Origin of the sequence: Rheinheimera sp. (assembly GCF_965283995.1) — a bacterium.
Taxonomy (GTDB): Bacteria; Pseudomonadota; Gammaproteobacteria; order Enterobacterales; family Alteromonadaceae; genus Pararheinheimera.
Map to the genome: position 1 here is coordinate 1869816 of NZ_CBDIQG010000001.1, position 23699 is coordinate 1893514.

The 23699-nt window shown below is 54.4% G+C and carries 19 protein-coding genes and 4 tRNA genes; 12 read left to right on the plus strand and 11 right to left on the minus strand.

Annotation, left to right across the window (positions count from 1 at the left end; translation table 11 throughout):
- Positions 1-100: 100 nt before the first annotated feature.
- The 6 genes from ACQ66Q_RS08610 to iadA all read left to right on the plus strand — a co-directional run bounded on the left by ACQ66Q_RS08610 (position 101) and on the right by iadA (position 11524).
- A complete protein-coding gene (locus ACQ66Q_RS08610; protein WP_430456414.1) occupies positions 101-2659 on the plus strand; it encodes a glycoside hydrolase family 3 protein in 2559 nt (852 codons plus the stop codon).
- Positions 2660-2901: 242 nt separating this feature from the next.
- Positions 2902-3807: a response regulator transcription factor gene (locus tag ACQ66Q_RS08615; RefSeq protein ID WP_430456415.1), complete on the plus strand. Its 906-nt coding sequence runs from the start codon at positions 2902-2904 to the stop codon at positions 3805-3807.
- Between the two features lie 218 nt (positions 3808-4025).
- Positions 4026-7001, plus strand: coding sequence for a TonB-dependent receptor (locus ACQ66Q_RS08620; RefSeq protein ID WP_430456416.1), 2976 nt, complete (start codon positions 4026-4028; stop codon positions 6999-7001).
- 61 nt (positions 7002-7062) lie between these two features.
- The gene (locus ACQ66Q_RS08625; RefSeq protein WP_430456417.1) at positions 7063-8868 is read left to right on the plus strand and encodes a cyanophycinase; all 1806 of its coding nucleotides are present in this window, start codon (positions 7063-7065) and stop codon (positions 8866-8868) included.
- Positions 8869-8872: 4 nt separating this feature from the next.
- Positions 8873-10336, plus strand: a complete 1464-nt coding sequence (gene yfcC / locus ACQ66Q_RS08630) for a putative basic amino acid antiporter YfcC (protein WP_430456418.1) — start codon at positions 8873-8875, stop codon at positions 10334-10336.
- A gap of 12 nt (positions 10337-10348) precedes the next feature.
- A complete protein-coding gene (gene iadA / locus ACQ66Q_RS08635; protein ID WP_430456419.1) occupies positions 10349-11524 on the plus strand; it encodes a beta-aspartyl-peptidase in 1176 nt (391 codons plus the stop codon).
- Positions 11525-11593: 69 nt separating this feature from the next.
- On the opposite strand, the gene ACQ66Q_RS08640 is transcribed toward iadA, so the two are convergent.
- Complete coding sequence (locus ACQ66Q_RS08640) at positions 11594-12532, minus strand: chemotaxis protein CheV (RefSeq protein ID WP_430456420.1); 939 nt, start codon at positions 12530-12532, stop codon at positions 11594-11596.
- Positions 12533-12646: 114 nt separating this feature from the next.
- Positions 12647-14233 carry a nitric oxide reductase transcriptional regulator NorR gene (norR, locus tag ACQ66Q_RS08645; protein ID WP_430456421.1) on the minus strand — a complete coding sequence of 529 codons (1587 nt, stop codon included), beginning with the start codon at positions 14231-14233 and terminating at the stop codon, positions 12647-12649.
- 187 nt (positions 14234-14420) lie between these two features.
- On the opposite strand from norR, the gene ACQ66Q_RS08650 reads away from it, so the two are divergent.
- From ACQ66Q_RS08650 to hmpA, 3 genes are read left to right on the plus strand one after another with little or no spacing between them, the layout of a single operon-like run.
- The gene (locus ACQ66Q_RS08650; RefSeq protein ID WP_430456422.1) at positions 14421-14672 is read left to right on the plus strand and encodes a hypothetical protein; all 252 of its coding nucleotides are present in this window, start codon (positions 14421-14423) and stop codon (positions 14670-14672) included.
- Positions 14673-14727: 55 nt separating this feature from the next.
- A complete protein-coding gene (locus ACQ66Q_RS08655) occupies positions 14728-15894 on the plus strand; it encodes an NnrS family protein (RefSeq protein WP_430456423.1) in 1167 nt (388 codons plus the stop codon).
- 25 nt (positions 15895-15919) lie between these two features.
- A complete protein-coding gene (hmpA, locus tag ACQ66Q_RS08660) occupies positions 15920-17119 on the plus strand; it encodes an NO-inducible flavohemoprotein (protein WP_430456424.1) in 1200 nt (399 codons plus the stop codon).
- A 129-nt stretch (positions 17120-17248) separates the two neighbouring features.
- Here the strand turns inward: hmpA and ACQ66Q_RS08665 are convergent.
- The 6 genes from ACQ66Q_RS08665 to dnaQ form a co-directional block, all read right to left on the minus strand.
- Positions 17249-17325, minus strand: a tRNA-Asp gene (locus ACQ66Q_RS08665).
- 42 nt (positions 17326-17367) lie between these two features.
- A tRNA-Asp gene (locus tag ACQ66Q_RS08670) sits at positions 17368-17444 on the minus strand.
- Positions 17445-17468: 24 nt separating this feature from the next.
- Positions 17469-17545: transfer RNA gene (locus ACQ66Q_RS08675), tRNA-Asp, on the minus strand.
- Positions 17546-17562: 17 nt separating this feature from the next.
- Positions 17563-17639 (minus strand) — tRNA-Asp (locus ACQ66Q_RS08680).
- 106 nt (positions 17640-17745) lie between these two features.
- Positions 17746-19248: a TIGR03503 family protein gene (locus ACQ66Q_RS08685; protein ID WP_430456425.1), complete on the minus strand. Its 1503-nt coding sequence runs from the start codon at positions 19246-19248 to the stop codon at positions 17746-17748.
- Positions 19236-19937: a DNA polymerase III subunit epsilon gene (gene dnaQ / locus ACQ66Q_RS08690; protein ID WP_430456426.1), complete on the minus strand. Its 702-nt coding sequence runs from the start codon at positions 19935-19937 to the stop codon at positions 19236-19238. Before dnaQ ends, ACQ66Q_RS08685 begins: the two co-directional genes overlap by 13 nt.
- A gap of 65 nt (positions 19938-20002) precedes the next feature.
- Between dnaQ and rnhA the strand changes: the two genes are divergently transcribed.
- Complete coding sequence (rnhA, locus tag ACQ66Q_RS08695) at positions 20003-20470, plus strand: ribonuclease HI (protein WP_430456427.1); 468 nt, start codon at positions 20003-20005, stop codon at positions 20468-20470.
- A 67-nt stretch (positions 20471-20537) separates the two neighbouring features.
- Here rnhA and ACQ66Q_RS08700 read toward each other — a convergent pair whose 3' ends face one another.
- Together ACQ66Q_RS08700 and ACQ66Q_RS08705 are read right to left on the minus strand one after the other, a co-directional pair.
- Entirely contained in the window at positions 20538-20753 is a 216-nt protein-coding gene (locus ACQ66Q_RS08700) for a YgaP family membrane protein (RefSeq protein WP_430456428.1), read from the minus strand.
- A gap of 73 nt (positions 20754-20826) precedes the next feature.
- The gene (locus ACQ66Q_RS08705; protein WP_430456429.1) at positions 20827-21570 is read right to left on the minus strand and encodes a sulfite exporter TauE/SafE family protein; all 744 of its coding nucleotides are present in this window, start codon (positions 21568-21570) and stop codon (positions 20827-20829) included.
- A 165-nt stretch (positions 21571-21735) separates the two neighbouring features.
- Here ACQ66Q_RS08705 and ACQ66Q_RS08710 point away from each other — a divergent pair, with 165 nt between their 5' ends.
- On the plus strand, positions 21736-22500 hold the full coding sequence (locus ACQ66Q_RS08710; RefSeq protein WP_430456430.1) for a glycosyltransferase family 25 protein: 765 nt from the start codon (positions 21736-21738) through the stop codon (positions 22498-22500).
- A gap of 106 nt (positions 22501-22606) precedes the next feature.
- Here ACQ66Q_RS08710 and ACQ66Q_RS08715 read toward each other — a convergent pair whose 3' ends face one another.
- Positions 22607-23164: a glutathione peroxidase gene (locus tag ACQ66Q_RS08715; RefSeq protein ID WP_430456431.1), complete on the minus strand. Its 558-nt coding sequence runs from the start codon at positions 23162-23164 to the stop codon at positions 22607-22609.
- Between the two features lie 268 nt (positions 23165-23432).
- Here ACQ66Q_RS08715 and ACQ66Q_RS08720 point away from each other — a divergent pair, with 268 nt between their 5' ends.
- Positions 23433-23636 (plus strand): PA3496 family putative envelope integrity protein, encoded by a 204-nt coding sequence (locus ACQ66Q_RS08720; protein WP_208932464.1) that lies wholly within the window; start codon positions 23433-23435, stop codon positions 23634-23636.
- The last annotated feature ends 63 nt before the right edge of the window (positions 23637-23699 follow it).

The following is a 23699-nucleotide window of genomic DNA, read 5'->3' on the forward strand; positions in this document are numbered from 1 at the left end:
GCTATATCTGTAAGCGCTTCCATTTATTCATTGACTGGTCTATTCAGCAGCGCTGCCCGCAGCAGCTTGCCTCAGGGCCAACTTTTGCACGGGGATTTTTATGTTGCCAGCTCTGTTCCAATTCACTTCACTGCCCTCGCGTCGCCGGATTGCTCCTGTAGCGCTGGCTGTGACTCTGGCCTTAACCACAGGCAGTGCCACTGCCGTAGCAAATGCGGACAGTACAGTCGCTAAAGATCGGGATATTCAGCGTTGGCCTGCGTTGACTTCTGCCGTGCCTGTGGACAAAAAGCTGGAACAACGGCTGGAAAAAATTCTCGCTGGCATGACGCTCGAGCAAAAAATCGCCCAGATGATCCAGCCGGAGATCCGCGATATCACCGTTGAAGACATGCGCAAATATGGCTTTGGTTCTTACCTCAATGGCGGTGGCTCGTTCCCGGCCAATAACAAACACGCCACACCAGCCGATTGGATCAAACTGGCGGATGCAATGTATCAGGCCTCGGTCGACGCCAGTCAGGACGGCAGTACTATTCCAACTATGTGGGGCACAGACGCGGTCCACGGCCATAACAACGTGATCGGCGCCACCATTTTCCCGCACAATATTGGTCTCGGTGCCGCACGTGAGCCCAAACTGATTGAGCAAATCGCCCGCGCCACGGCGGTGGAAGTCCGGGCCACCGGCATTGACTGGATCTTCGCGCCGACAGTCGCAGTGCCGCAAGACGACCGCTGGGGCCGTACTTATGAAGGCTATGCCGAAGACCCGGCGCTGGTGCGCGATTATGCTGCCGCCATAGTGCGAGGCTTACAGGGTGAACCCGGCCGCGATTTTATGACCGACCATCATGTGATCAGTACCGTCAAACACTTCCTCGGTGACGGTGGCACTGAAGGCGGCGTCGATCAGGGCGACAACATCGCCAGCGAACAACAGTTAATCGATATCCATGCCCAGGGTTATGTCGGTGGTCTGCAGGCCGGTGCGCAAACCGTGATGGCATCTTTTAACAGCTGGCATGGTGAGAAAAACCACGGCAGCCCTTATTTATTAACCCAAGTCCTCAAAGAACGGTTTGGTTTTGACGGCCTGGTGGTCGGCGACTGGAATGGCCATGGACAAATTCCGGGTTGCACCAATGAGAACTGTGCTCAGGCCGCCAATGCCGGTCTCGATATTTACATGGTGCCGACCAGCGCATGGAAACCGCTGTATTACAATCTGCTGGCGCAGGTGAAAAGTGGTGAGATTGCGCAAAGCCGGATTGACGATGCGGTACGGCGTATCCTGCGCGTCAAACTACGCGCCGGTTTGTTTGACCGGCCGGGCCCGGCCAAACGTGCCTTATCTGGTAAAACTGAATTAATTGGTGCTGCAGCGCACCGAGCTGTTGCGCGCGATGCGGTGCGTAAATCGTTGGTATTGCTGAAAAATAATCAGTCACTACTGCCATTATCACCGAAAGCGAAGATCCTACTGACCGGCCCAGCGGCAGATGACATCGGCTTGCAAAGCGGTGGCTGGTCGATCAGCTGGCAAGGCACCGGTAACGTCAATGCCGATTTCCCGGGCGGCAGCTCGATTTATCAGGGTTTTGCCAGCCAGGTGAAAGCCGCCGGTGGTCAGGTGATGCTGTCAAAAGACGGCAGCTTCCAGCAAAAACCCGATGTTGCCGTGGTGGTATTCGGTGAGGAGCCTTATGCCGAAGGCAACGGCGATATCGACAATTTTGAGTTCCAGCGTGGCAACAAAATAGCGCTGGCGTTATTGAAGTCGCTGAAACAACAAGGCATCCCAGTCGTCAGTGTGTTCCTGAGCGGCCGGCCGCTGTGGGTCAATCCAGAGCTGAACCAATCCGACGCTTTTGTCGCCGCCTGGTTGCCGGGCAGTGAAGGCGCCGGCATCGCCGACGTGTTACTGAAAACCGCCGCGGGCAAAGTGCAATATGACTTCCAGGGTAAGCTCAGCTTTAGCTGGCCGCAACATCCGACCCAATTCAAAGTCAACAGCGGTGATGGCCAAACGCCTTTATTGCCTTATGGTTTTGGCTTAAGCTACGCCAGCAAAGACGCCGGACCGCTGAGCAAACCACTGTCAGAACAAGCCGCCGGCGGCAATGGCGCGCAAGATCCATTGCCATTGTTTGAACGGGCAGCGAAGGCACCGTGGCAATTCTGGCTCAGCAGCGGCAGCCAAATGGCTCCGGTCACCGCCAATGTGCAGACGCTCGGCGATCTGAGCTACAAATCCATCGACCGGCGCGTGCAGGAAGATGGCCGTGAAATCAGCTTTGGCGGCAAAGCTCAAAATGCGCTGGCCCTTGCCAGTAACTTCCCACGGGATTTACGTGGCTATCGTGAGAGCAATGCCGTGCTTGAATTGCAAATCAATCCACTGCAGGCCGTGCAGGCGCTGAGCCTGGGCCTTGGCTGTGGTGAGCAATGTGGCGGCACTGTGGATCTGACACCACTACTGAAAGGCAAAACCGGTTGGCAGACGCTAAGTATCGACCTCGCCTGCTTTAAGGGCACGGACTTTGGCAAAGTGCAGCAAAGTTTTGTGCTCAGCAGTAAAGCCGCTAACAAAGTCCAGCTATCCGATATTCGCTTGGTACCGGGTATGGCCGGCAAAGCCAGTTTGTCTTGTCAGTGATCTGACCGGCGCATCCTGGTCTTCGATAGAACCCGAAGATCCAGAACCAGATACAGCGGCGCAAGCCGCTGTATCTATTTAGTGCCGACCGAATTTCAGCTCATCAACCTGAGTTGTTGTCCAGCGATAAAATCAAAATGCTCATCTCAAACCCGCCTTTTGGCTTATAGGCACAGCGCGAAAAAAACGTTAAGGTAATGCTTCAGCAGCGGCTAATTCACAGCAGTCGACACGGAGGCACGGTGCGCGGGAAATCGGAAGTTTATCATCGGGGTTCATTGGCGCTGATCTGGGATCAACGGATGCTCGATGCGCAGGTGGCGCTGTGGCAGCAATTGGGCAAACCGAGCTTTTTTGCGGCGATATTGGATGTGCTCGAAGCGGTCTGTCCGGTTGATTCCAGCGGTTTATTGGTGTTTTACCGCCAGCAAAAACCATTGAGCCTGCTCCATCGTTTCCATCCGTTTGACCGCAGCCTGCATGCCGACATTTATTCCACCGGGCCTTATGCGCTCGACCCACAATATCAGCTGTTTTTAAAAGGCTGCCAAAGCGGCACCTATTGGCTGGCCGACGTGGCGCCGGATGATTTTTATCAAAGCAGTTATTACACGGCGTTTTATAGCAAAATTGGCGTGGCCGATTCGATTGATGTGTTATGGCGGATTGACGACAACACCGCGCTGAATTTTTTTATGCAGCGCAATATCAACAGTAATACCTTCAGCCGTGCCGATGTGCAGGCGCTGAACATGGTGATGCCGATCATCGACGCGGCGCTGCTGCGGCATCATCAGCTGGCAACACCGCTGCCAATGGCCAATAGTGCAGACCAAACCCATCTGCAGGTTGAAGCGACGCTGAGTAATTTTGCCAGCTCGTTGTTAACCCCGCGCGAGCGCGATGTGCTCTGGTATCTGCTGCGCGGTTATTCCTCGGCACTGACCGCAGAGAAACTGCAAACCTCAGACGGCACGGTCAAAATCCACCGCAAGAACATTTACCGCAAGTTGGAGATTGGCTCCCAAGCTGAATTATTCTCGTTATTTATCAACTGCATTCCATTTGCCCGCCCCGGCTTACCGGAAGATCCGCTGCACAGTTATCAGCAGGCACAAGAGCCCAGCCATCCAATCGCTGCGCTGTGACCTCAGCGTTGCAGCGACTGTCTATTCCTTAAGCAATAGGAAAGCTCTGTTACCGGCTGACTCAGTCCTGCCCTCTATCCCTAAGGGGATATTTCTGATCCCGATATTGACCACTAATATCAGGGTTGGTTTGCCCCGCACCAGACGTTTTGCGCCGTCCGGGTGGTCACATCAATAAATATCAGGCAAGCACAGACAGGCACAACACTGGAGAACCTATGCAACGCAATCCTTTGAACATTCTCAAAAAAACTGCGCTGGCCTCGCTGGTCGCACTGGCTCTGGCCCCTGCCGCCCAGGCGGACTTGTCCGTCGGCTCAATTTTTGGTCAGGCAGCCAAAGGCAGCACTGTCACAGTGCATAATCTGGATACCGGCCTGAAACGTCAGATCCAGGTCGACCAAAACGGTCGTTTCCAGTTCAGCCAGTTACCGGGCGGTCGCTACAAAGTTGAAAACGCCGGTATCGCGCGCGAAGTGACAGTGTCGCTGGGCACCGGTACACCGGTCAGTTTCGCCGACGGCGATATTGAACGCATTGCAGTACAAGGCCGCGCCATCAATCCGATTGACACTTCATCGGTCGAATCCAGCACAGTGTTCAGTGCCGAGCAACTGGAAATGCTGCCTGTTGGCCGTGATATTTCTGATGTGGCTTTGCTGGCACCAGGCACTGTGCGTGGCGACAGCGGCTTTGGTAATCTCGCCTCGTTCGGCGGCGCTTCTGTGGCAGAAAACGGTTACTACATCAATGGCTTTGACGTCACCAATGCGCGTACCTTTTTGTCTTACGGCAAAGTGCCGTTTGATGCCATCGGCGAGCAGCAGGTTAAAACCGGTGGTTACGGCGCTGAATATGGCCGCGCTTTAGGCGGCGTCATTAACATTGTCACCAAACGCGGCAGTAACGACTGGGAATTCACCAGCTCTGTGGTCTGGGATCCGGCCAGCCTCGCCGGTCATGGCAAAAATGTAGTTAGCAAAGTGCCGGGCATTGCGCCAGGCGAAAATAGCTACTATTCGGCGTACCGCTCAGATGACGAAGAAGATAAGTTGGTGTATAGCGTCGGGGGCGGCGGCGCGCTGATCCAGGATAAGTTGTTTATCTACGGCCTGGTCGAAGGCAAAAAACAAAGCGCTGACTACTTCTCATCAGACAACAGCACCGCGACTGAAAACACCAGCCCGAATGGTTTACTGAAACTGGACTGGTATATCACCGACAGCCATATTTTCGAGCTGACCGGCATCCGCAATGTGAATAAAACCAGTTACACCACCTATCGTAATAACGAAGACGAATATTACACCGGCCAACACGGCAATCTGCGCACCGAATATGAAGAACGTGATGGCGGCAATATTGTCATCGGTAAATACACCGGTCAGCTGACCGACAATTTTAACTTAGGCGTGATGTACGGTTATCTGAAAACCGACGCCGCTTATGTCACCCCAGACCCGCTGCCAGGCAATGAATGTCCGCTGGTCGACGTCTACGATCAAGACACCGATGACATTACCGACGTCGGCTGCTGGAACGAAATCAACGTGCGGACGCTGAACTTTGGCCCCAATACCGATGAGCGTAAAGCACTGCGCATCGACGGCGAGTGGACGTTAGACGCCCACACCATCCGTTTTGGTTATGACAGTGAGACTTTCACCTCAGACCGTGCCGGCGCCGAATACTCCGGTGGCGTGTTCTACCGTCGCTACACCCCGCTGCCATTTGCCGACCGCTGGAATGGCGTCAACGTCGCGCCAAATGCACATGTGGTCCGCAAACGCACGCGCAGTTCACCGGCCGGTAGCTACGAAGTGAAAAACGATGCGATTTACCTCGAGGACAGTTTTCATGTCACCGACGACCTGATGCTGTACGCCGGCCTGCGCAATGAATCCTTTGATAACCTCAATAGCGACGGTGTGTCTTTTGTTGATGCCAAAGATATGCTGGCACCACGTTTAGGCTTTGCCTGGGATGTCAACTCAGACAGCAGCGCCAAAGTCTTCGCCAACGCCGGTCGCTATTTTATCCCGATCGCTGCCAATACCAACGTGCGTGCGTCGAACTGGCAATATGTCACCACTGAATATTACCTGTATGACGGCACCGTCGATCCGGTGACGAAAGCGCCACGCCAGCTTGGTCAGAAGCTCGGCGATACGCTGACCAGCGGCCGCAACACAGCGCCAGCACCGGCGACTGTTGCTTCTGCGGACTTAGAACCGATGCTGCAGGACGAACTGATCGTCGGATACCAGCGCGAGTTATTTGACGGCTGGACCGGCGGCGTGAAAGCCATCGCCCGTGAAGTGAAAAACGGCGTCGACGATTATTGCGGCCGGCAGGCCTTTATCGATTTCGCCGACGACCAAGGCTACAGCGATTTTGATCCGGACAGCCTCGCCAGTTGTATCATCGTCAACCCGGGCCGCGACCTGGAGATGGATATGGACGTTGCCGGCGACGGCGAACTGAAACGTGTCACAGTTTCGAACGACTATCTGCAGCTGGAAGAATACAAACGCACCTACAAAGCACTGGAATTCTTCTTTGAACGCGGCCGCAGTGATGGCTGGTATTTGCAGGGTAGCTACACCCTCGCCTACAGCAAAGGCAATGCCGAAGGGCTGGTCAACAGCTTCCTTGAAGCAGAATCACCGGGCCTGACCAATGACTTCGACCACAAAATGTTTGTTGATGGCACCGATGGCTATCTGTCGAATGACCGCCGTCACAGCTTTAAGGTGTTTGGTGGCTATGAGCTGACCGATGAGCTGGAAGTCTCCGCGAATCTGGCAGTGCAATCGGGCCGCCCAGTCAGCTGTTTCGGTTATCCGGCCTTTGATGTCGACGACCCGGAATATGAAGTATTTGAACGGTATGCCGCTTCGACCCTCTATTGCCGCAATGAAGCCGGTGAGCAAACCCTGACGCAGCGTGGTCAATATGGCCGCACGCCATGGACCTACAGCCTGGATGCAGGTCTGACCTATCAGCCGGTCAAAGTACCTGGGCTGCGTTTGCAAATGCAGGTGTATAACCTGCTGAACAGTCAACAAGTCACCGAGTATGACGAACAAGGCGATGTGTCACTCGAAGATACGGGCCGTAACCCGAACTTCCTGCATGACCTGAACTACCAGACGCCCAGATCAGTGCGTCTGACCGCCCGTTATTCGTTTTAACAAGCACCAGCCGCCGCATTTTGTTGCCTTCGCGGCGGCTGGTCTTTTTTCCGGAGTTTTCATGTTAGTTCCTTTGAAGCGGCACGCTGTTGCGTTGCCGGCGCTGTCACTTTTGCTATTCGCAGCAACACAGGCAGTTGCAGTACCGGCTGTCGCTGGGCCGCAAGCTTTGCCCGGCAAAGAATTATGGTTGTTTGGCGGTGGCGAGCGGATTTGCTCCAGCGTCGAACCGGAATACTGTGAGGCGTCACAGCTGGCTGCCGCGCAGCAGTTTTTTGCCCGGCAACAGGCGCAAACCAGCAAAACATTTCGCTGCGACAATAAAAGCCTGCAGCTGCTGCAAAAACTGCCGCACTGGCCGGTTGATGCGGCTCCACAGGCACGACGTCTCCAAGTGTTGCAGGCACTTGGCGCCAAGCGGGACCAAATCCAAAGCGCTGCTGAGTTGGAGCAACTCGCAGATCAACTGAAGCTCAATGGCGACGAGCAAAGCGCCATTGAAGATAGCTGTGAGATCAGGCCACAGCGCCCGGACGGCAGCACCGCCCGGATGGCGGTCTATTGGCCAGGCACTTATGCCGTCACGCAGGACTTATTCCAAAGGTTTGTCGCCTCGGCGCGTGAACGCCGTCAGCTGCGTCAGCCACAAACACCGGTGACGCAAAAACCGCGCTTACTACTGATCACCGCGTCTTCCTACAACCCCTATGAATGGGTCGATTATTATCAGCAACTATTTCAGGCCGCAGGTGCTGACGTCGACTGGTTGCCGCTGGAACCGGCGCTCAGTCAGCAAGCACAACCCTGGGATTGCAGCGCGATTGAAGCGGGTCGGTTCAAGCATTCGGGCCAGCTGCGCCGTGCCGAGCGTTATCCGGAACTGGCGGTTCAACAACAGCAATTGTGCCGCGATCCGAAAGCGATGGCCGATTTGGTAGAGCAAGCCGATGTGGTGTTTATCAATGGCGGCGATCAGTCGCTGACCTTACGCGCCCTGACCGGCCCGGACGGTCGTTGGTTGCCACTGGTCGAGCGGTTACTGCAGCGGGTGCGTTTTGCCGCCGTGCCGCTCGGCGGTTCCAGCGCCGGTAATGCAGTGCAATCCGGCCGACCGCTCGGGGACATTGCAATGATAAGTGGCGGTCGTAGTGCGCATGCCCTGCAGCATGGTGCGCTGGCGCATGATATCGACGCGCCGTTGTGCCGGCTGAGCCAAAGCTGCGGCCAAGTGCTGGCCGACGAACAACTGACCTACCGGCCACAAGGCGGCCTGCAGCTGTTTAGTCTCGGCATCGCCGACACGCATTTTCGCGAACGCAACCGCGAAGGACGCTTATTACGTCTGGTGCAGGATGCCAAAGCGCCGGCAGGTTTTGGCGTCGATGAAGCCACAGTGCTGCGTGCCCGCTTCGCGCCGGATCGGGATGGCAATGGCCAGGACGCCATGCTGGAAGTTCATGGCAGTGGCGCTGTCTGGATCGTTGACCGTACCGCAGCCAAGGGCGATTTAACCCTAAGTTCAGGCGCCGCCAGCGTAGCCGGCCTTCGTGTCAGCCGCTTGTTACCAGGAGATAAGTTGCACTGGCAGCAAGAACCGGCCAGCAAAACCGAGCAAAGCGCGGGACAAGGCAGCAAGGAACAAAGCAGGCAGGTGCAATATCAGGGTCAGTTGTCTTGTGGCACACCATCCCGCCAGCCAGCGACTCAGGTTGATGCAGACGCCTATGCGCCGTTGGCGCTGCCGGGCCTGTCCGTGCGCTGGCAGCTGGGGAGTGACGGCCAGGCCATGGCCTGTCAACGCAACGACGGCCGCTGGCATTATCTGGCGCAGCCGCTTAGTCTGCAGCTGAATGCAACCAAAGGATAGCCAGATGCAAACATCTTCCTCCTCATCAATACCTGTCAGCCCAAACCGCGGCTGGCAGATGCCCGATACGCTGCTTATTGTCGGTGGCGTGTTGTTGCTGGCGTTATTGCTGACCGCCCTGCTCGCGCCCGGTCAGTTTGAAACCAGGCTTGACGCCGAAACCGGCCGCCATTTGCTGCAGGCTGGCAGTTATCAGGCCGTTGGTGAAGCCTCGTTAGCGCCGCTGTTTGCGTCCGGTGAGCAAACCGGCTTTTTCAGCGCCTTTTTTGATGGCATGACGTCCGGCAGCCGCTCCGGCTCCGCGATTGGCGTGGTGGTCTTTATCCTGCTGGTCGGTGGTAGTTTTGGTATCGTGCTCAGAACCGGCGCCATTGACGAAATGCTGAAATGGCTGATTAACCGGCTGCAGCACAAAGCCCGGCTGTTATTGCCAGTGATGGCACTATTTTTCTCGTTGGGCGGCGCGGTGTTTGGCATGGGTGAAGAAGCGATGGCTTTTGCGGTGTTTCTGGTGCCATTGGTCAAACTGCTTGGCTATGACGCCATCACCGGCGTGCTGCTCACCTACGGCGCCACTCAGGTTGGTTTTGCCACATCCTGGATGAACCCGTTTTCAGTCGCCATTGCGCAAAGTATTGCCGGCTTACCGCCGTTGTCGGGCGCTGGTTTTCGCATGATCCTGTGGCTGGTGTTCACGCTGATTTACATTCTGTGGATGATGGCCCGGGCCGAGCGACTGCGTAAACATCAGCACGGCGACACACAAACCCAGCCTTTTGCGCTGGAGCAACAGTTTGCCTGGCCGCATCTGCTGATTGTGCTGTGTTTTGCTGCTGGCATGGTCTGGCTGGTCTGGGGCGTGGTGACGCAAGGTTATTATCTGCGGGAGATCGCCAGTCAGTTTTTAGTCATTGGCTGTGTGTCAGCGTTATTGGCCCGGCTTTTTTTGCCGCAGCATGGCCGCACCAACGACTATGTTGACGCCTTTAAAACTGGCGCGGCGCAGCTATTACCGGCCGCCATGGTTGTCGGGATCGCCCAGGGGATTTTGTTGCTGCTGGGTGGCACAGATCCGGCCAAGCCGTCAGTGATCAATACCATTTTGCAACACGCTGCCAGCACTATCGATGGTCACAGTTCGATGGTGGCGGCGCAAGGTATGCTGGTGTTCCAGAGTGCGTTTAATTTTCTGGTCACCTCCGGCTCCGGTCAGGCAGCGCTGACGATGCCGCTGATGGCGCCGTTATCGGATTTAGTTGGCGTATCGCGTCAAACCGCCGTGCTGGCGTTTCAGCTCGGTGATGGTCTGGCCCATTTGTTTTATCCGACCTCTCCTGCGCTGATGGGCACGCTGGCGATTGCCGGTGTCGAATTCAGCCGCTGGCTCAAAGCCATGTGGTCGTTGTGGCTGTTGCTGACGCTGATGAGTATGAGCGCCATGGCAATTGCCGTCTGGATTGGTTTTTAACTGAGGGATCCTATGATCACCCTGATCCAACATGCAGAAGTTTTTAGCCCACAAGCCATAGGCACGCCGGCAGTGCTGGTTAGTGGTGGGCGTATTGCGAATATCGATAACGTTATTGATATTCACGGCGGCGCAGTACAGCAGCTGGACGCCAGCGGCTGTTATCTGGTGCCAGGTTTGGTCGATTCGCTGGCCCATATTATTGGCGGTGGCGGTGAAGGCGGCTTTCGCACCCGCACACCGGAATTAACTGCCGATGATGCGTTCAAAAGTGGTGTAACGACACTGGTCGGTGTGCTCGGCACCGACAGCATCACCCGCACACTGACTAACCTGCTGGCCAAAGCCCATGCGCTGACGGAAGAAGGCCTGAGCTGTTATTGCCACACCGGGTCTTATCAAATTCCGGTGCGTACGTTGTTTCCGACCATCAGCGAAGATTTGCTGCTGATTGACAAGTTTATCGGCGTCGGTGAAGTAGCCATTGCCGACCACCGCAGTTCGCAGCCAACACCAGACGAGCTGAAAAAACTGGCCGCCGAAGCCCGCGTTGGCGGTATGTTGTCCGGCAAAGCCGGCATCGTCAGCGTGCATGTCGGACCTGCGCCAGCAGGAGTGTCGTTGTTGCTGGATGTCGCGGCCAGCAGCGATATTCCGCTGACCCAGTTTTATCCGACGCATATGAACCGTAATCAGCAGTTGGTGGAACAAGGTTTTGCTTTTTTAAATGCCGGCGGCTGGATCGATTTCACCACCAGTACCACACCGCAGGAACTGGCAGCCGGCGAAGTGCAGTGCGCCAAAGCACTGCATCAGGCCTGGCAACAGGGGTTAGATTGTAGCCGGATCACCTTCTCGTCAGATGCCAATGCATCGTTGCCGTTGTTTGACGATAAACAACAATTTATTGGCCTTGGCATCGGTCGGATCGCCAGTTTACTGGAAGAAGTAGTGGCAGCGGTCAGGCTTGGTGTGCCTTTAACGGTTGCGCTCAGCGTCGCCACCACAAATCCGGCGCGGGTGCTGAAATTGCCACAAAAAGGTCAGCTGGCCACCGGCAAAGACGCCGATTTAGTGCTGCTGGATAAAGAAACTTTGGCGGTCCGCGCCGTGATGTGTAAAGGCATCTGGCGTTATAGCGACGGCAGTCTGCCGGTACAGGTGCAACGCGACTCGTTGTTTGTCTGATCCGCTATCTGCGGCAAAACAAAACAGCGCCGATGGGCGCTGTTTTGTTTTCCAAAGCGGACTGATTTACTACGCCTGTGGCGCCCGATCTGACATCCACTTCTGCACCGCCGACACCAGCTCGTCTGGGTGGAACTTGGCGATAAACTGGTCCGCACCGACTTTTTCAATCATCGCCTGATTAAACACACCGCTTAACGATGAGTGCAGTACGATGTGAATATTGCGCAGCCGCTCATCGGCTTTGACTTCGGCAGTCAGGGTGTAGCCGTCCATTTCCGGCATCTCGATATCCGAGATCAACAGCGGCATTTTGTGCGAGATATCGCCGCCAATCTCATCGGCCAGATTTTTCAGCCAGTTCAGTGCCGAGCGGCCATCATTGACGGTCTGGATCTCAACCCCGATGGATGACAAGGCCCGTTTCACCTGATTACGCGCCACCGCCGAATCGTCGGCCACCAGCACCACCAGGTTTTTAAAATCAACATCTTTGGATTTCTCTTTGACCGATTCGCTGACCGTCTCGTCTGCCGGCGAAATCTCGTTAAAGACTTTTTCCACATCCAGAATTTGCACCAGCTTTTTGTCGACTTCAGTCACGGCCGTTACATAATGCGCTTTGCCCGCGCCTTGTGGCGCCGGATGGATTTGCTCCCAGCTGCTGCTGACAATCCGGTCGACACCCGCCACCAAAAAGCCCTGCGTATTACGGTTGTACTCAGTCACCAGAATATAAGCGGTCGACAGATCCATGATGGGCTGACCACCGGTTGCCTGACTCAGGTCAATCACAGTGACTGGCTCACCCCGTAAGTGCGCAATGCCGCGCACATGCGAATGCGCTCCCGGCAGGGCCGACAACTCGGGACAGGTTAAAACTTCCCGTACTTTGAACACGTTAATGCCAAATAACTGCGCGGAATTCAGCCGGAATAACAACAGCTCAAGCCGGTTTTTTCCGACCATATTGGTCTTTGAATCGATACTGGTTAATAAACTGCTCATGAGCCCTCCGCGCGGCTACGATTCTGATACTGAACTGATAAAACTAATGATATATAACCTATTGCTAAACATAGCAAAGTTTTCCGGCGGATATACTGACTTCCGACAAGGAATTTATCTTGCTGCCGCGCCACCATGCTCAGTCTGAATCATCCGCCCTGTGCTGATCCCAAGCCGTTTCGCCAGCCGCTGCAGGTTGGCCCGGTCCAGTTGTAGGCGGCGCGCCGCTTCCGCCCAGTTGCAATGGGTCTGCGCCAGCGTCTGCAGGATCAACTGGCGCTGGAATGCAGCAGTCGCAGTTTTTAAATCAGTCAACGCCTGCACCGCGACACTTTCATCCGGCGCTGATGTGGTCAAAACGGCAGCGGATGTCAGTGCCAGATCTTCAGCCTGCATTGTTAGGATGCCATGACGCCCTTCCCGTCCTGATGCTTTTAATGCCGCACGACTTACCACATGTTCCAGTTCACGGACATTGCCGGGCCAGGCGGCAGCTTGCAGTGCCTGCGCTGCGGCCGGGCTTAGTTTCAGCTGACGTACACCCAGTTTGCGCCGGGTCTGTTCGATAAAATAGCCGGCCAATAACAGGATATCTTCCCGGCGTTGACGCAGCGGTGGCACCGTCAGCGGATAGACCGACAGCCGGTGATACAAATCGGCGCGAAAGCGGCCCTGCTGCACTTCGAGCTGCAGATCGCGGTTGGTGGCGGCAATGATCCGCACATTGACCTGTTGCACCTGATCTTTACCGACCGGTTGTATCTCGCCGCTTTGCAGCACTCTCAGCAGCTTACTCTGAATACTCAGCGGCAATTCGCCGATCTCATCGAGGAAAATGGTCCCGCCGTCGGCCAGTAAAAATTTGCCGGGTCGTTCGCGCTCCGCGCCGGTGAAAGCACCGCGGGCATGACCAAATAACTCGGCATCCGCCAGCGTTTCCGGCAAGGCCGCGCAGTTCAGATGAACCAATGGCCCACGATGTCTGGCCGACTTTTTGTGCACCGTACGCGCCACCAGTTCTTTACCGACGCCACTTTCGCCCAGGATTAGCACAGTGTAATCCGAGCTGGCAACCAGGTTGATGTCATGCTGCAGCGCCTGCATCGCGACACTCTGACCAATCAGTTCGCCGCCATCTTTTAACAGCGCTTCCTGCGTCAGCTCTTCCACCAGCTGCTTGGCCTGATGCGCATGCAACGACAGTTTGGCCAGCTCTAACGCTGTTTTTAACGTCGCGGCCGATAATGCGGCGATCAGGGCCAGTGTGCGATCACTGATGTGATCAAAAGCACCGGGCTGCATGCTGTCGATGGTGACTAATCCCATCAGTTGTCCATCGGAGTAAAGCGGTAATCCCATGCAGGAATGCACCGGCAACTCGCCGCTATGCGCCAGCAATAAACCATCATATGGGTCGGGCAACGGGCAATCTGCCGGAAAGCGATGCACCCCTTCGGCCCGGCATAGCGCAGCCAGTCGTGGATGTTCACTGAGTAAAAAGCGTCGGCCCAGCGTATCCGCAGCCAGCCCCTGGATCGCCAGCGGAATGAGCACCTGCTGTTGCAGACGCAACAAAGCCACCGCATCACAGCGGATCGCTTTGCGGATACTGCTCAGCAGGCGGTCAAAACGATCTTCGGTGTTGATACTGTTGGCCAGATCTAAAGCCACTTCTAATAACAAATGATTGTCGATGTTCATCGGCCTGCTCTGCTTTATTGACCCCAAACAAATTGACACAACCATGTCATTTAGACAACTTTCTTATCGTGTCAAAACGACATCATTCAAGCACAAAAATCAATTAAGTATATGATTTGTTTAAATTATAATAGTTGGCACATTAACTGTAATAGCTCAGGCAGAATCAATCAGTTCTGAGGTGTTTATGTTACTGGAATCAAGCTTATCCCATCAGCCAGTCTACCTGTCGTTATTGCGCGCTGCCAATTGGGGCTTATTGTTGTCAGTCTGTCTGTTTATCGCAACGGTGCTGATTTGTTATCCGTTTGAGCAGTTTTTTTCACTACCGCAAGTTGTCGTTAGTCATGTGCTGCTGATCGTCAGTGCCACCCTGATTAAGATCTGCTACGTCTGCCGTTGTATCGCCTTATATGGCTTGGCACGGGAAGTGTGCTGAGATGATGCGCCCTGACAACCTGCAGCCAGCGACCTCATCCCTCCCGCTATTGGCCATGCCCTTTCGGCCCGCCTTTTTATTGGCCGGCTGCTGGGCAATAGTCGCCATCAGTCTGTGGCTGGCACAGCTAACTGGCGTGATTCAAGGCGCCGCCGGCTTAAGCGGTCCTTTGTGGCATGTACATGAAATGCTATTTGGCTTCGCCGCGTTTGTTGCCGTCGGCTTTTTGTTAACTGCGGCACAAAACTGGACGCAAATTCCTGCACTGAATAGCCGCTGGTTATTTGGCTGGAGTCTGCTGTGGCTGCTCGCTCGGTTACTGGCCTTCACTGATCCCCTTGCCACCACCGGACAGAGTCTGCTACTGCTCGCGCTGGTGCAAGGCAGCTGGTGGCTGCTAGGTATTGGCGCACTCAGCCGCCAGCTCTGGCAGGCCCGTAGCCGGCGCAATTATCAGTTTTTGCTGGTGCTGGCTGGCATGGCGCTGCTCAACTTATTGTTTTTACAACAAAGTACAGATGGCCATTACCTGTTGGCGCTACATCTGGGACACAGCATGATCCTGCTGTTTGGTCTGCTGATGGGTGTACTAGGTGGTCGGGTGATCCCGTTTTTTACCGCGAGAGCGACCAACACCGCGCAGTGTCAGACGCCGCGGCTCGACTTGCTGGTATTCGTCAGCGCAGTTGCTGGCACACTTGGGTTTATCAGCAGTATCTGGTGGTCTTTGCTGAATCCGGGCTGGCTGATGCTGTTGTGCGCGCTACTTCATCTGCTACGACTGGGTTATTGGTTCACGCCGAAGCTGCTGGCGCAGCCGCTTTTGTGGTCTTTGCATCTTGCTTATCTGGCGTTGGCTTTTGGCCTGGCGCTGATGGCATTCGCTTTATTGTCTGCACCGCCAGCGCTGCCCCGGCCCGCCCTGTTTAAAGACGCTTTGCATCTCGTCAGCATCTCGGCGATGGCCGGCATGATGCTGGCGATGATGGCGCGGGTCGCGCTTGGCCATACCGGCCGCCCGTTGCAAGTCAGCCGCCTGCTGGCGCTGGCTTTTGCTCTGATCACGCTCAGTGGCGTATTGCGCGCCGCAGCGGGTTTATTCAGCCAACCGCACCTGAGCTGGTACAGCAGTGCCGGCCTGTGGTTATGCGCGTTCACTATTTTCACCTGGGTCTATTGGCCCATCCTGACCACAGCCCGGCTGGATGGCCGGCCGGGCTGATTATCTCCAACCCCTAGAGGTTTTTATGTTAACTGCAGTACAGATCCGTCTGGTCAAAGGCACAGTGCCATTATTGGAAAGTGCCGGCGTCGCCGTGACTGAATATTTCTACAATCGCATGTTCAATGCCCAGCCCCAGCTGCTGGACATCTTTAACAAGAGTAACCAACGCAGTGGCCGCCAGCAGTTTGCGCTGTTCAGTGCAGTGGCATCATATGCCCGACATATCGATGATCTGGCGACGCTACGCGAGGTCGTGGAACGGGTAGCCAATAAACATACCAGCCTGTTTATTCAGCCGGAACACTACGACATTGTTGGTCATCACCTGATCGCCACGCTCACAGAACTGGCGCCTGATGCATTCACCGCCGAAGTCGTTGAGGCCTGGACCGCAGCTTATGCCGTGCTGGCCCGCATTCTGAGTGGCCGCGAACAGCAACTTTACATGGAAAAACGCAGCGCAACCGGAGGCTGGTATGGCCCAAGACCTTTTAAAGTTATCAGTAAAACCATGGAGTCTGAGCTGGTATGCAGCTTGGTATTCGCACCTGTGGACGGACAACAGGTGCTGGATTACCTGCCTGGCCAGTATCTCGGCGTCAAAGTGAAACCGGCAATGGCGGCAAATATCGAGATCCGCCAGTATTCACTGTCCGATCAAGCCAACGGCCGGACCTACCGCATCAGCGTCAAACGCGAAACGTTACCGCAACCCGGTCTGGTGTCGAATTATCTGCATGACGAGGTTCAGGTCGGTGACGTGTTGGAATTATTGCCGCCAGCCGGCGATTTTTATCTGCAGCCAGAGCCTGCGCCTACAGTGCTGATCTCCGCCGGTGTCGGCCTGACACCGATGTTGGCAATGCTGGAAACGCTGGTGGCGGCTGGTCAAAACACGCCAGTCTGGTTTTTACACGCCTGTGAAAATCGCGCTCAGCACTCGTTCGTCAGCCGGCTGCATAGCCTTGCCCAGCAGCAAGACAATCTGCAGCAGCATTATTGGTATCAGCAGGCCACTGTGGCCGATTTGCAAACGGGTCAGGTCACGGCAGGATTGATGGATCTTATCGCGCGCCGGGACCAGCTGCCGCGCCAACAGGGTCAGTTTTATCTGTGTGGTCCTGCCGGATTTATGCAGTCTGTCAAAACACAATTGTTACAACTGGGCGTCGCCGCAACCAGTATCCACTATGAAGTGTTTGGCCCACATCAGGCGTTGTGATCGGAAAACAAGTGACAAAACCTCCGCGGCTTCGCGTTGCGGGGGTTTCAATAGATCAGACAGAATCGCAGGCACAAAAAAACCAGCACTTGGCTGGCTATTGTTTTACTGATGTTCAGCTCAGTAAAGTGGCGGAGCGGACGGGACTCGAACCCGCGACCCCCGGCGTGACAGGCCGGTATTCTAACCGACTGAACTACCGCTCCGCGCTGGAGTGAGCTACTGCTCAGGACTAATTGCTTCTGTATTGGCGGAGCGGACGGGACTCGAACCCGCGACCCCCGGCGTGACAGGCCGGTATTCTAACCGACTGAACTACCGCTCCGTACAGAGAAGCTTTCGATGCAAGTGGCGGAGCGGACGGGACTCGAACCCGCGACCCCCGGCGTGACAGGCCGGTATTCTAACCGACTGAACTACCGCTCCGAAGAAGCATCGAAAAGTGGCGGAGCGGACGGGACTCGAACCCGCGACCCCCGGCGTGACAGGCCGGTATTCTAACCGACTGAACTACCGCTCCAAGCCTTGCATTACAGCATATCAGTTGGGGATGCTGCGTTGCGGCGGGAATAATACGGTTCTGCCCCAGACCCGTCAACTTCTTTTTTGCCGGATCTGGCTAAAGCTTAATCATCCGGTAACGAAAGGTCCAAAATATCATCAGAGGCTTTGTTTTTCGGTGATTTTTTCACCGCTGCTGGACTATCTGCCACGGAACTGTGTTCCATACTCGCCAGTGTCGTATCGCCGGCATCGGCTTTTTTCCGCTTCAGCAACGCCGCCGGATTCATTTTAGCCAACAGCATACTGACGGTTCTTTGCGCATTGGCGTTCATCGTCAGCAAAATTGCGCCGCCACCACCAATCAGGATCAACAAATTCACGCCAATCACCAGGCCAAGCGGAAACTCGGCCGGCGGTTCTGCCGGTGTTTCCGTTTCTGCTGCGACAACGCTTGTCCCGGTTGGATTCGGCGCAGCAGCATCTGCCGGCGTTGCCGCTTCAGCCACGGGGACTTCCGGTACCGCGATCTTGGGCCCAACCGCCGCAAAGGTGTATTCCGGAATACTTATGACAAATTCGCGTCCGGCTTTGGTTTTGCCAAACAGCATTTGCTCGACGCGATAGGTACCGACGCCGGCATTGGCCACTCGTAACGTCCGTTTATCCCCTGATTGCTCTCCTAGCGAAAAACTCTGCACTTCGCCATTTGGATAACGCAGCCGGCCCTGCACTATTAATGAATCTGCATTGATCGGACCTTCAGTAACCTGATAGGTCACCTGATGTGGTTCATCCGGCGACAGGCTCTCGACTGCTTCCGTTTTAATTGGCGTGCGGATCACCAGCACCGGGTCCTGCATCAGCTCCCGGGTATACAGCGGCGTTTTTACCAGATACTTCGGCAGCCATTCTCCGGCCGGAACTTTCAGGTTAAATTCGCCGGTAAAAATAGCGTCGCGGGGTCGTTCGTCATAATTTTTGCCGTCATCGGCAAAAGAAGTGAAATTCAGTACTGTGGCATTGGAATTGTCATAACCCGGTTTTTGTGTACTGAACAATAAGACATCCAACTGCAGAATATCGCGGAAATCTTTAACGTTCACTGGCTTGCCGCCGTTGCTAAGTCTTGCAGTGACTTTAAAGATTTCGCCAACCATCAGGTCTGTTGGCAGTGTATCCACATCCAGACCAATATCCGTCAGCACCATAATGCGGCTTTCCGGCAGGATCTCGCCAATGGCCTGCCAGGGGCCCGGCGTCGGCTTGGTCATTTTGACCAGGTCATAAGTCTTGTCATCAAACCACTGCATGCCATTATCTTTGGCAGTACGCGCATAGACCTTGCTGCCATCCGGCCGCACCAACACTACGGAAGGCGCGCCTTTTTTGCGGAAAAACACCAGCGTCACTTCATCGACCGCGAAATCAATACGAAAACGGTTACCGAGCAACGGGATACTGTTGGTGCCGGCGATATCTTTTAGCTCGGTAATGACCTGCTTCTCTGCCGGTGCTGCGGCAGCAGGGGTAGTTGCTGCCTCAGTTTTGCTGGTTTGCGCCAGGGTTTGTGGCGCCAATAAGACAGCACCGAGCAACAACGAAGAAAGCCACTTTAACTGCGCCACAGGCAAGACCCACCTTTTTTCTGCACTAAATCCAGCCGTTTTTCATGCGCAGCCAGTTCGTCGCCTGATGCGCTGACCACTTTCAGCGCGCCCCGCCGCACCAGTCCAACCTGCTGCTGATTGTTTTGTTCATTGCCACTGTTATTGGCCAAATTCAGGCTGACCTGACCACCGGTCATCGCCAGATAAACATCGGCCAGGATCTCGGCATCAAGCAAAGCGCCGTGAAAAGTCCGGTGGCTGTTGATAATGTCGTAACGCCGGCATAAGGCATCGAGGTTGTTTTTCTGGCCCGGGTGTAAATCCCGCGCCAGTTTCAGCGTATCGAGAATGCCACAGACGGTATCGATGGGAGGCAGCGGCGCGGCCAGCAATTTAAATTCGTGGTTGATAAAGCCGACGTCAAACGCGGCATTATGGATCACCAGTTCAGCACCCTGCACATACTCAAAAAACTGCTGGGCAATGTCACGAAACCGCTGTTTGTCTGCGACAAATTCGTTGGTGATGCCGTGGATATTAATCGCTTCCTGCTCAATAAACCGGTCCGGGTTCAAATACACATGGAAGTTATTCCCAGTCAGGCGACGGTTGAACATCTCAACACAACCGATCTCAATGATGCGGTGTCCTTCCTGCGGATTGATACCTGTGGTTTCGGTATCGAGGATGATCTGACGTTTTGCCATGAAGAATCGTTTTTCAGCGCTTTTTGCGCTAGAGTATACGCCGTTTTTGAAGCTGGGAAGCCTTGATGCATAAAACTGTTGAAATCTACACCGATGGCTCCTGCCTCGGCAATCCGGGCCCTGGTGGATATGGTGTGGTGATGAAATACCAGCAGCATCTCAAAGAGTTATCCGGCGGTTTTATTGAGACCACCAATAACCGGATGGAACTGATGGCTGCGATCGCAGCGCTGGAAAGCCTGAAACGCCCTTGCTCAATTGATATCTCAACCGACAGCCAATATGTGCGCCAGGGCATCACGCAATGGTTGGTGAACTGGAAGCGCAATAACTGGCGTACGGCCGCCAAAGATCCGGTGAAAAACAAAGATCTATGGCAACGGCTGGACGCTGCTTGTCAACCGCACGAGATCCGCTGGCATTGGGTCAAAGGTCATGCCGGCCATCCTGAAAACGAACGTTGTGATGTACTGGCGCGTGAAGCAGCAACCAGCCAGGCCACACAACCAGATCCGGGCTTCAGCCGGACCTGATTGTCTTTTCCCAACAAGCCGGTTCAGACAAAGCCTGTCAGCACGCGGGTCCAGCGCACGCTGATACTCACCGCACTGAGCAGGCTTGTTGTGCTTCTGTTTGCATGCCTAATTTCTTCATCACCATCACCGCCGGACAAAAACCGGTAAAAGCGCTCTGAACCATGTTGGCACCAACAAAAACGGTCAGCCAGACAAAGTTCGGGTGAACAAAATAGGTCAGTAACACAGACAACAACACCATACTTCCGGCAAACACTAATAACGCTCTTTCGACTGTCATAAACACCTCCAGTAAATTAATTAATTCTAATATAATAGATAAAAACAATGTTGTCTGTGCGCTAGGTTCGCGCTTAGTGCCAATGTTGTAACACTAAGGCAAGGGCCAGCACCGGCAAAAACAACGCGAAGCCCCGCCGGAACTTCTGCTGCGGTAAATACTGCAGCGCCAGCAGGCCAAACAGACTGCCCACCACACCAATCAGGCCAAAACTGCCGACCAGTGACAGATCCGGCCTTAGCAACGGTTGGCTCCACCACATACTGATAAAACCGCTGCAACTTTGCAGAAATACCAATGCCAGACTGGTTGCCACCACTCGCTGAGATGGCAGATCACTGATCGCCAACAACAAGGGCACCAGCAGAAAACCGCCGCCAACGCCAATCAGGCCTGTGATCAGGCCCAAAGCAGTCCCTGTCAGCATCACCTGCCACTGTTGTTGCAACCGCACCTGCAGCGGTTGACTGCGCCACATATTCAGGCTGGCAATGAGCATCAGTGCTGCGAGCACGAATAACTGCAGCAATGCCGGCAGCCATTGACTGGCATAACCGCCGGCTGCAGCGCCCATAATGCCGGGACCAGCAAGCTGCGCCAGCAGTTTTCCTGCGACCTGACGGCGCCACAAATAAGGGGTCACTGCGCCAAGACTAATCAGTGCAACAATGCCAAGCGCGGTGCTGATTGCCAGCTTCTCCGGCATATCCAGCAAAAAGATCAGTACAGGTACCGTCAGAATAGAACCACCAGAGCCAAATAGCCCAAGCGTCAGCCCGATCAGCAAAGCTGCCAACAATGGCATTCCCCAGCTCATGGGCGCTCCTTATTTCTTTAAGTTCTATACTAATAACTAAATTCAATACTAAGGCAGTGCTTTACAGAACTCAAGCCACGCCAAATAAGCGGGACGTAAATTACGTGGAGTGCGTGGTTTAATTTGCTTACACTAGCACTTTTGCCTTTTGTCGCAGGACTATTCATGACCCAATCCGCTTTCGCTCAGATCCCAGTCTTTATCATCAACCTCGACAGCTCCCCTGAGCGTTATCAGCACGCAGAACAGCAATTGCAGGCGCTTGGCATCACTGCGCAGCGCTTTCGTGGGGTTTATGGCAAAGATCTGAGCACTGCAGAAGTAGATGCCTGCTATGACAAAGCAGCGAATTTGCAGTATTTCCGCCGTTCTTTGTCACCGGGTGAAATCGGCTGCTATCTGTCGCATCGCGGAGTCTGGCAGTTGATGGTTGATCAGAATATTGAGGTCGCGATTGTGCTGGAAGATGACATTGATGTCGAAGCGCGGTTTCCCGCTGCACTGACGCAAATCAGCAAGCTCGATGGCTGGGACCACATCAAATTATCCGACGATCGGGACACCCCGGCCTTTGCCCGCAAGGCAGTTGGCGATGGTTTTGACCTGGTGAATTTTAAACGGGTTCCGAACTGTGCAACCGGTTATGCCATCAGCCAAAGTGGCGCCAGAAAGATGCTGCAACGCAGCAAATTTTTTCGACCGGTCGATTTAGACTTGCAGTTCGGCGCCGAACTTGATCTGCAGTTGTTTTCGCTGCTGCCCTACACCATCTGGCCATCAACAAAATTCGACAGTGTGATCAACCAAATCAGCGGCGGCACGCGCAAAGGCGACACCACAGCTTTGCGTAATCTGAAATACCGCTTGCAGGTGGCCTGGCAGCGTTGGCGTTTTCAATCGGGCGACCTGAACAAAGTCGAAGTGAAATAGCCCATCGCTTGAACCGAAACTTGCTCTTGTCTTGTCGATGAACCGCACTTCCTGTGCATAAAAAAGCCCGCAATGGTTGCGGGCGTTATCATCGATAGTGGCAATATTACTGCGCCAGCATCTTTTCTAGTTCAGCGATAAAGGCCGGATCATCCGGACTCACTTTGCTACCAAAATGCTTAACTGTTGTCTCGCCTTTACTAACCAGATATTTATTAAAATTCCAGCTTGGCTTTTCGCCGGATTTGGCGATCAGCGCTTTAAATACCGGGTTGGCATCATCACCGCGCACCGGGCTGGTGGAGAACATCGGGAACTTCACACCATAGTTGATGTAACAGACTTCTGCAGTCTTGGCTTCGTCGTTATGTTCCTGCATAAAATCGTCAGACGGGAAGCCTAAAACCACCAGACCTTTGCTGGCATATTTCTCAGACAGAGCCTGTAACGCTTTGAATTGCGGCGTAAAACCACATTTACTGGCGGTATTGACGATCAACAGCGTTTTGTCCTGATAGGACTCACATAAATCAACGGTTTCTTTCGTGCGTAATTGCTGCATCGAATGATTGAGCACATCACCGCACTGTGCCGCGGCCGCCTGACCACTGACCAGACCTAAGCCAAGTAACGAAACCAACGACACTAATTTGAAAGCACGCATAACCCCTCCTTTTTTTCTGATGATACGCTGAATCGCATAAAAAGATCGTTGCTGCGATCCGCCATTGTGCAAATTTCCAGCGAACGATCCGACAGATCTGACGGTGGATCCGACCAGCGCAGGCTGAACTGCGATAAAGAGCAACTACTTAGCGCATCGATTTAATATTTTTGTCATGACGATAAAAATATATCTCTTTAGCAGTCTCTGAAATAGGACTAAAACGAGGGCGGCTCGAAAAAAGAATAACCCAGGGAAGTCACAAAATATGGCCGAAATGATTGCAGGGGACTATGGCACTGCCGATGCAGGCGCCGACATCAAGCTGGCAAAGATCAGCAACAAAGACGCTAAAAACAAACATAAAACTGAAGCCAGACGTCGGATCGATGATCTGATGGAGCAAAAACGCTTACGGCAGATGTTGGATTTGGACGATGAAGACGAGCTGGAAATCGACCTGGTCGGTTAACCGGTAAAAACAGCAGCCTGTGTCGGCAGGCAGCTGCTTAAAAAGAGGAGCACTGCTCCTCTT